Genomic DNA, 6,280 nt, shown 5'->3' with positions numbered 1-6,280 from the left:
GCTGTGTTAGCCAGCCTGAAGGTTAAAAAACCGACCACTGATGTTGAATATGTGAATTTGTAATGGAGCGTTTATAACATAATCCACTATAAATCAATAACTTAAAATTTTAACTGTCGAACTCGGGCGGGCCAGTCTATCATCGGTTGCCGGATCGGATCCGGGCTCATGCTTATATCTGTTTTATAGCGTTGGTGCTCGCGCGTGTCATGCGTGAACGGCTGTACCAGAATCCGGTGCCTGACGTATGCTCACCGGAACGAGCTTTGTCAGTATTGCGCCGAATTCAGACGCATAAAGTCACGTTCGACGGTCAGGCACCTGTTACCGGAATCTCTGCCATCGATGCGGAACAAGCCGCTGTGTTGGCAAGCCTGAAGGTCAAAAAGCCGTTTGCGGATGTGGCTTATGTGAACTTGTAGTGGAGCGATTGTAAAGCGATCCATTACAAATCAATGGGTTATGTTTTTAACTGTCGAACTCGAGATGGCAGTCTGATGGAGGCGGGGCATTTTGTACAAACCATCGAAAACAGGCAAGGTTTAAAAATAGCCTGTCTGGAAGAAATCGGTTATCGGAATGGATGGCTGTCCAGGGGGGAGTTAATGGAGAAAATCAAACCGTTATCAAAAACAGGTTATGGGCAATATTTATTGAGTTTGCTGAGTCATTCTTAGGATTTATTATGAATGCGGGATTCCCTTTTATGTCAGTACAGTTGTAAGTTCCGCATGTCAGTAATAACCTGCTCTATCAGCTTTGGTGTCAGGTTATCTAGCCCCAAACCCAGTAATCATGGTTTTGATCGTTAATAACGTAATGTAAAAATCCAGCGAGATTGAACAGTGTTTTATATAAAAGAAATCATGCTCAATCTTGATTTGGGCTTCATCTACATCTGATGTATACCCATATCTTACCTGTGCCCAGCCCGTTATGCCGGGTTTTACAACATGCCGATAGCTGTAAAAGGGTATTTTTTGGTCATACTCTTCTACAAAACTGGGCTGTTCGGGTCTGGGGCCAATCAGGCTCATTTCACCTTTCAAAATATTCAAAAGCTGTGGCAATTCATCAATACGCAATTTTCTGATGATTTTGCCAATGCGGGTAACTCTGGGGTCATCTTCTTCGGCAAACGCTTCGTTGTGTTCTGCCTTTACATCATGACGCATGCTTCTGATTTTATACATCCTAAATGGCTTGTTGCCCAAACCAACCCTGGTTTGGCAGAAAAAAGCCGGTCCTGAGGATTCCAGTTTTACCAGCAGGGCGGTAACAAGCACCAAGGGCAAGGTGATGGGAAGTGTAAGAAGTACAACAACCCAGTCAAAACAGGTTTTAATAAATTCAAACAAAGGTGAAGGCAGCAATGATCCAATATTGTTTTCTGTCATGTGTCTAATCCTGACTCGACCCGTCAGGGATTCAAAAACCTGTTCCGAGTTAAGTACCGGAATGCGGTTAAGGGCACATTGGGTTAGAAAACGCTCCCACTCTGGGGTGATGCTTTTAAAGTCTGCAACCACGGCATCATAGCGGACATTATTCAGGTTGGGTGTTTCCAGGACACGAATGTCATGACCTTTTTTATTCAGCGCGATCAATTCCTGCGTTTTGGCTTGATTAACTACGGCCAGTTTGGGTTTGCGCATTCTAAAGGTAAGTATGTATTCTATGTGCAACCAGAACAGGGTGGTTAAACCACTGGTTACCAAAATAAGCCTTGAAATGGGAAAATAAAACAGGAAGGTTGCCAGAATGCAAAAACCGTAAACGGTAAGAATCTGTGGCGCCAGCAAGGCTGCCGATCTTCCGCCTGGGTAAGAGTTGGTTAAGTAGTTGCACCAGATGTGGGTAAGGACGAAGGCAATTGAACTAATGATGAAGGCATTAAACTGGCCTTGATCAATGTAGTAGTAATTCTTGAAACCGTAATGGATATAAAAAGGTAATACTACGCACAATATAAAACCCAGCAGCATTGATACAAAGCGGGAAAGCAGGATTTTTTCATACAGCTTATGAAAACGTGACTGGGATGTTAAGCGCATATTGTTAAGAGTTTACCGAAATTTTTGATTTTTAGTGCACTGTAGAAGATTACAATGGCATGCATATAAACTTTCAATTATTGAAATAATATGATTTATGCTGATTATAAAAACACTAGTAATATACCTGTAAATAGCATTTGAAGAGATGACAATCTTGAACAAGCATAATAATTTGTAATTTTTTTGTATGATTCTGGGCAATTTTAAAGTTTTTTATGACAATTTTCGTAACCGGTGGCGCCGGTTTTATCGGCAGTAATTTCATCCTGGATTGGCTTGGTCAATCTGGCGAGCCCGTTGTGAATATAGATAACCTAACCTATGCCGGCAATCTGCAAAGCCTGTCTTCCATTGAGAATCACCCCGGCTACCATTTTGTTCAAACCGATATTGCCAACCAAAACACCATCTCCCAGCTGTTAATCCAGCATCGGCCCAGGGCAATTATTAATTTTGCGGCCGAATCGCATGTAGACCGTTCCATTCATGGGCCGGCCAGTTTCATCCAAACCAATGTGCTGGGCACATTCAGTTTGCTGGAATGCGTTCGCGATTACTGGAATACCTTGGCAGGTACAGATAAGAGCAATTTTCGGTTCCTGCATATCTCTACCGATGAGGTCTATGGCTCTTTATTGCCCGAAGAGCCGGCATTTACGGAATCGTCCTGTTACCGGCCCAATAGCCCGTATTCAGCCAGCAAGGCGGCCTCTGATCACCTGGTGCGGGCGTGGCACCATACCTATGGCTTGCCCGTGTTAACCACCAACTGTGGCAATAACTATGGGCCGCGCCAGTTTCCAGAAAAGCTCATCCCGCTGGTTATTTTGAATGCCTTGGCTGGCATGCCTTTGCCCATTTATGGAGATGGCCTGCAAATACGTGACTGGCTGTATGTGGGGGATCATTGCGCAGCCATTGCAACGGTATTGGACAAAGGCATACCGGGGCAGACTTACAATATTGGTGGTGGCAATGAAAAAACCAATCTGGATGTTGTGCAAGCCATATGTGATGTGCTTGATGAAATCCGCCCGCGTGCAGGCGGGCAGTCATATCACCGGCAAATCGCTTTTGTGGCAGACCGCCCCGGGCACGACCGGCGTTATGCCATTAATGGCACTAAAATAGCGCAGGAACTGGGTTGGCACCCGCAGGAAACTTTCACAACGGGTTTGCAAAAAACCATCCAGTGGTATTTAAATAACAGTGATTGGGTGCAAGGCGTGCAAAACGGTTCTTATCGCGATTGGATGGCTTTGCATTATGGCCATCATAAACATAATGGGGGCAGGGCATGACGCAACGCAAAGGGATTATTCTGGCGGGTGGTTCGGGTACACGGTTGTATCCGGTTACACTTGCCGTGTCCAAGCAGCTATTGCCTGTTTACGATAAGCCCATGATTTATTACCCCCTAAGTACCTTAATGCTGGCAGGCATCCGCGATATTCTGCTTATTTCAACGCCTTGGGATTTGCCGCGGTTTCAGCACTTGCTGGGGGATGGCAGCCAATGGGGGCTTAATATCAGCTATGCAGAACAACCCAGCCCAAATGGCTTGGCCCAGGCTTTTATGATTGGCCGCCAGTTTGTGGGTAACCGTTCGGTTGCCTTGGTATTGGGAGATAATGTTTTCTACGGGCATGACTTGCCCCGCCAGCTAGCGCGCGCCTGTGCCCGGGAAGAGGGCGCCACGGTATTTGCCTATCATGTGCAAGACCCGCAACGGTACGGGGTGGTTGGGTTTAATGGGCAGGGCAAAGTTGTTTCCCTGGAAGAAAAGCCAGCGCAACCCAAATCCAATTTCGCCGTAACCGGGCTGTATTTTTATGACAATCAGATTCTGGATATTGCCGCTGCCTTAACGCCTTCGGCACGTGGTGAACTGGAAATTACCGACTGTAATTGCGCTTATTTGAATAAGGGGCAGCTTTCGGTTGAGCTAATGGGCCGGGGCTATGCCTGGCTGGATATGGGTACGCATGAAAGCCTGCTTGATGCGGGTAATTTTATTCAAACCATAGAAAAGCGGCAGGGCCTGAAGGTGTCTTGCCCTGAAGAGATTGCCTACCGTAAAGGGTTTATTAGTGCTGCGCAGCTTGAAGCGCTGGCCCAGCCCTTGGCCAAGAATGAATATGGGCAATACCTGTTGCATCTGCTTAAAAATAATTGAACCATGAAAATTTGTGGGGGCGTATAAAACCAGTGATTACCCTGCGCTTGACGGTAAGCCTACGAATTTATCAATGCTAATTGACAGAAATAATTGGGTTATGTTTTAATGTCCTTAATCCTGGGACAAAGGACATTTGGATCTGTAAATTATGAAAGGTCAGGACATTGTTATATTACTCAAGCTCATTTGCCTGAAAAAACAGGAGGAAGAGGGTAATCTAAACCAGCCAGCCAGGGGCACCGGTGTAGATGAACCTTATTCTATTCGGGGGCTTGCGGCTTCTCTTGGCATTAGTAAAACAGAAGTCCATGCTTCTATAAATCGCAGTTTATTTTCAGGTTTGGCTATCAAAGATCGTATAACCGGGCGTATAAGGCCAAACCATCGAGCACTTGGCAACTTTATTACGCATGGGTTGAAATATGTTTTCCCGGTCAAGCCAGGTGGCATAACAAGGGGGATCCCCACTGCATTTGCGGCCCCCATGTTGAATAGTCTTCTCATCAGCCCGGGTGAATATATTTATATTTGGCCTGACGCGGAAGGTAAAATTATGGGGCAGTTTGTTGAACCCCTGTTTAAATCCGTTCCTGAAGCGGTAAAGAATGATGAACAACTATATGAATACTTGGCACTTATAGATGCAATCAGACTGGGCAGGCCACGAGAAGCCGGATTGGCAGCAAAACTTCTTGAAGAAAGGTTATTAAAAAAATGACAACAGTTAAAGGACAATTGCTACGCATGCTGGAAAGAGTGGCAGTTGCACTGGGCAGTGAGCTCCGGCAAAGATTGGTATTTGTAGGTGGGTGTACAACCGCACTATTTATCACTGACCCCATTACTTTGGAAGATGTCAGGGCAACAGATGATGTTGATTTAATTGTTGATCTTGCTGGTTACGCTGCGTGGGTAACTTTGGAAGAACAATTAAGGAACAGGGGGTTTTCAGCATCACCGGAAGATGAAGTGGTTTGTCGCATGCGGCTGGGTGCATTAAAGGTGGATTTTATGCCGGATGATGCCAAAATTTTGGGCTTTACAAACAGATGGTATGCACGAGGAATAGAACAGTCAAAACCTTATCAGCTAACTGACGATTTGGTAATAAAGATTTTACCCCCTGAACTTTTTGTAGCAACAAAATTAGAGGCATATAAGGGACGTGGTGATAATGATCTTATGTTAAGCCGGGATATGGAGGATATCTTACTTGTTGTTGATGGAAGAGAAGAGTTGGTTGGGGAAATTGATGCTGCTGATGAGGATATAAGGAAATATATCGCCAGCCAATTTTATGATATTCAGCAAGGCATTGATTTTGATCATTTTCTGGAAGGAAATATTAGAGGGCCAGGCGGTAGAGTTGATATTGTGCGAGAAAGGTTTTCACGCATAACAGCATGTGATAAGCGGTGAATTAAATATGGGCAATACCTGTTGCGTTTGCTTAAAAATAGTTTAACCATGAAAATTACTAAAACCCGCCTTGCCGATGTTTTGCTTATTGAACCCGATGTCTTTGCCGATGAGCGCGGGTTTTTTATGGAAAGCTTTAATGCCGGGAAGTTTGAACAGGTTGTGGGACGGCGGGTAAATTTTGTACAGGACAACCATTCCCGTTCCCAGGCCAATGTGTTGCGGGGGTTGCATTACCAAATTCAACAGCCGCAGGCCAAGCTGGTAAGAGTTGTTGTAGGCAGGATTTTCGATGTGGTGGTGGACCTGCGTCGCTCATCGCCCACGTTTGGGCAGTGGGTGGCTGAAGAGTTAAGCGCTGACAATAAACGTCAGGTTTGGATACCTGAAGGCTTCGCACATGGGTTTCTGGTGCAGTCCGAGGTGGCCGAGGTGGCGTATAAAACCAGTACTTATTATGCCCCTGAACATGAGCGTTGCATAGCCTGGGATGATCCGGAGATTGATATACGCTGGCCATTGACAGCGGCTCCTGTTTTATCTGCCAAAGACCGGTCAGGAAGTAGCTTGCGTAATAGTGAGTTGTTTGATTAACCGGCGCTTGATTGATCTTTGGTTTTCCTTA

Annotated in this window: 6 protein-coding genes and 1 pseudogene; 6 read left to right on the top strand and 1 reads right to left on the bottom strand. The window is 45.4% G+C overall.

The features are described from left to right. Positions 1–128: 128 nt before the first annotated feature. Positions 129–422: pseudogene (locus tag IE074_RS15040) on the top strand (IS1634 family transposase); the annotation flags it as partial. A 348-nt stretch (positions 423–770) separates the two neighbouring features. Here the strand turns inward: IE074_RS15040 and IE074_RS06380 are convergent. Continuing rightward, positions 771–2,054 carry an exopolysaccharide biosynthesis polyprenyl glycosylphosphotransferase gene (locus IE074_RS06380; RefSeq protein ID WP_229793916.1) on the bottom strand — a complete coding sequence of 428 codons (1,284 nt, stop codon included), beginning with the start codon at positions 2,052–2,054 and terminating at the stop codon, positions 771–773. A 218-nt stretch (positions 2,055–2,272) separates the two neighbouring features. On the opposite strand from IE074_RS06380, the gene rfbB reads away from it, so the two are divergent. The 5 genes from rfbB (at position 2,273) to rfbC (ending at position 6,249) form a co-directional block, all read left to right on the top strand. Continuing rightward, positions 2,273–3,358, top strand: a complete 1,086-nt coding sequence (gene rfbB / locus IE074_RS06375) for a dTDP-glucose 4,6-dehydratase (RefSeq protein WP_189384591.1) — start codon at positions 2,273–2,275, stop codon at positions 3,356–3,358. Continuing rightward, complete coding sequence (gene rfbA, locus IE074_RS06370; RefSeq protein ID WP_189384590.1) at positions 3,355–4,233, top strand: glucose-1-phosphate thymidylyltransferase RfbA; 879 nt, start codon at positions 3,355–3,357, stop codon at positions 4,231–4,233. The genes rfbB and rfbA overlap by 4 nt, the downstream gene beginning before the upstream one ends. A 151-nt stretch (positions 4,234–4,384) precedes the next feature. Continuing rightward, a complete protein-coding gene (locus IE074_RS06365; RefSeq protein WP_169293443.1) occupies positions 4,385–4,954 on the top strand; it encodes a hypothetical protein in 570 nt (189 codons plus the stop codon). Next, positions 4,951–5,655 carry a hypothetical protein gene (locus IE074_RS06360; protein WP_189384589.1) on the top strand — a complete coding sequence of 235 codons (705 nt, stop codon included), beginning with the start codon at positions 4,951–4,953 and terminating at the stop codon, positions 5,653–5,655. The genes IE074_RS06365 and IE074_RS06360 overlap by 4 nt, the downstream gene beginning before the upstream one ends. Before the next feature lie 48 nt (positions 5,656–5,703). After that, entirely contained in the window at positions 5,704–6,249 is a 546-nt protein-coding gene (gene rfbC, locus IE074_RS06355; protein ID WP_189384588.1) for a dTDP-4-dehydrorhamnose 3,5-epimerase, read from the top strand. Positions 6,250–6,280 lie beyond the last annotated feature (31 nt).

Source organism: Advenella faeciporci (genome assembly GCF_014652395.1).
In the GTDB taxonomy this organism is placed as follows: Bacteria; Pseudomonadota; Gammaproteobacteria; order Burkholderiales; family Burkholderiaceae_B; genus Advenella; species Advenella faeciporci.
Note: the sequence above shows the minus strand (reverse complement) of the source record. Positions and strands in the feature narration are given on the sequence as shown.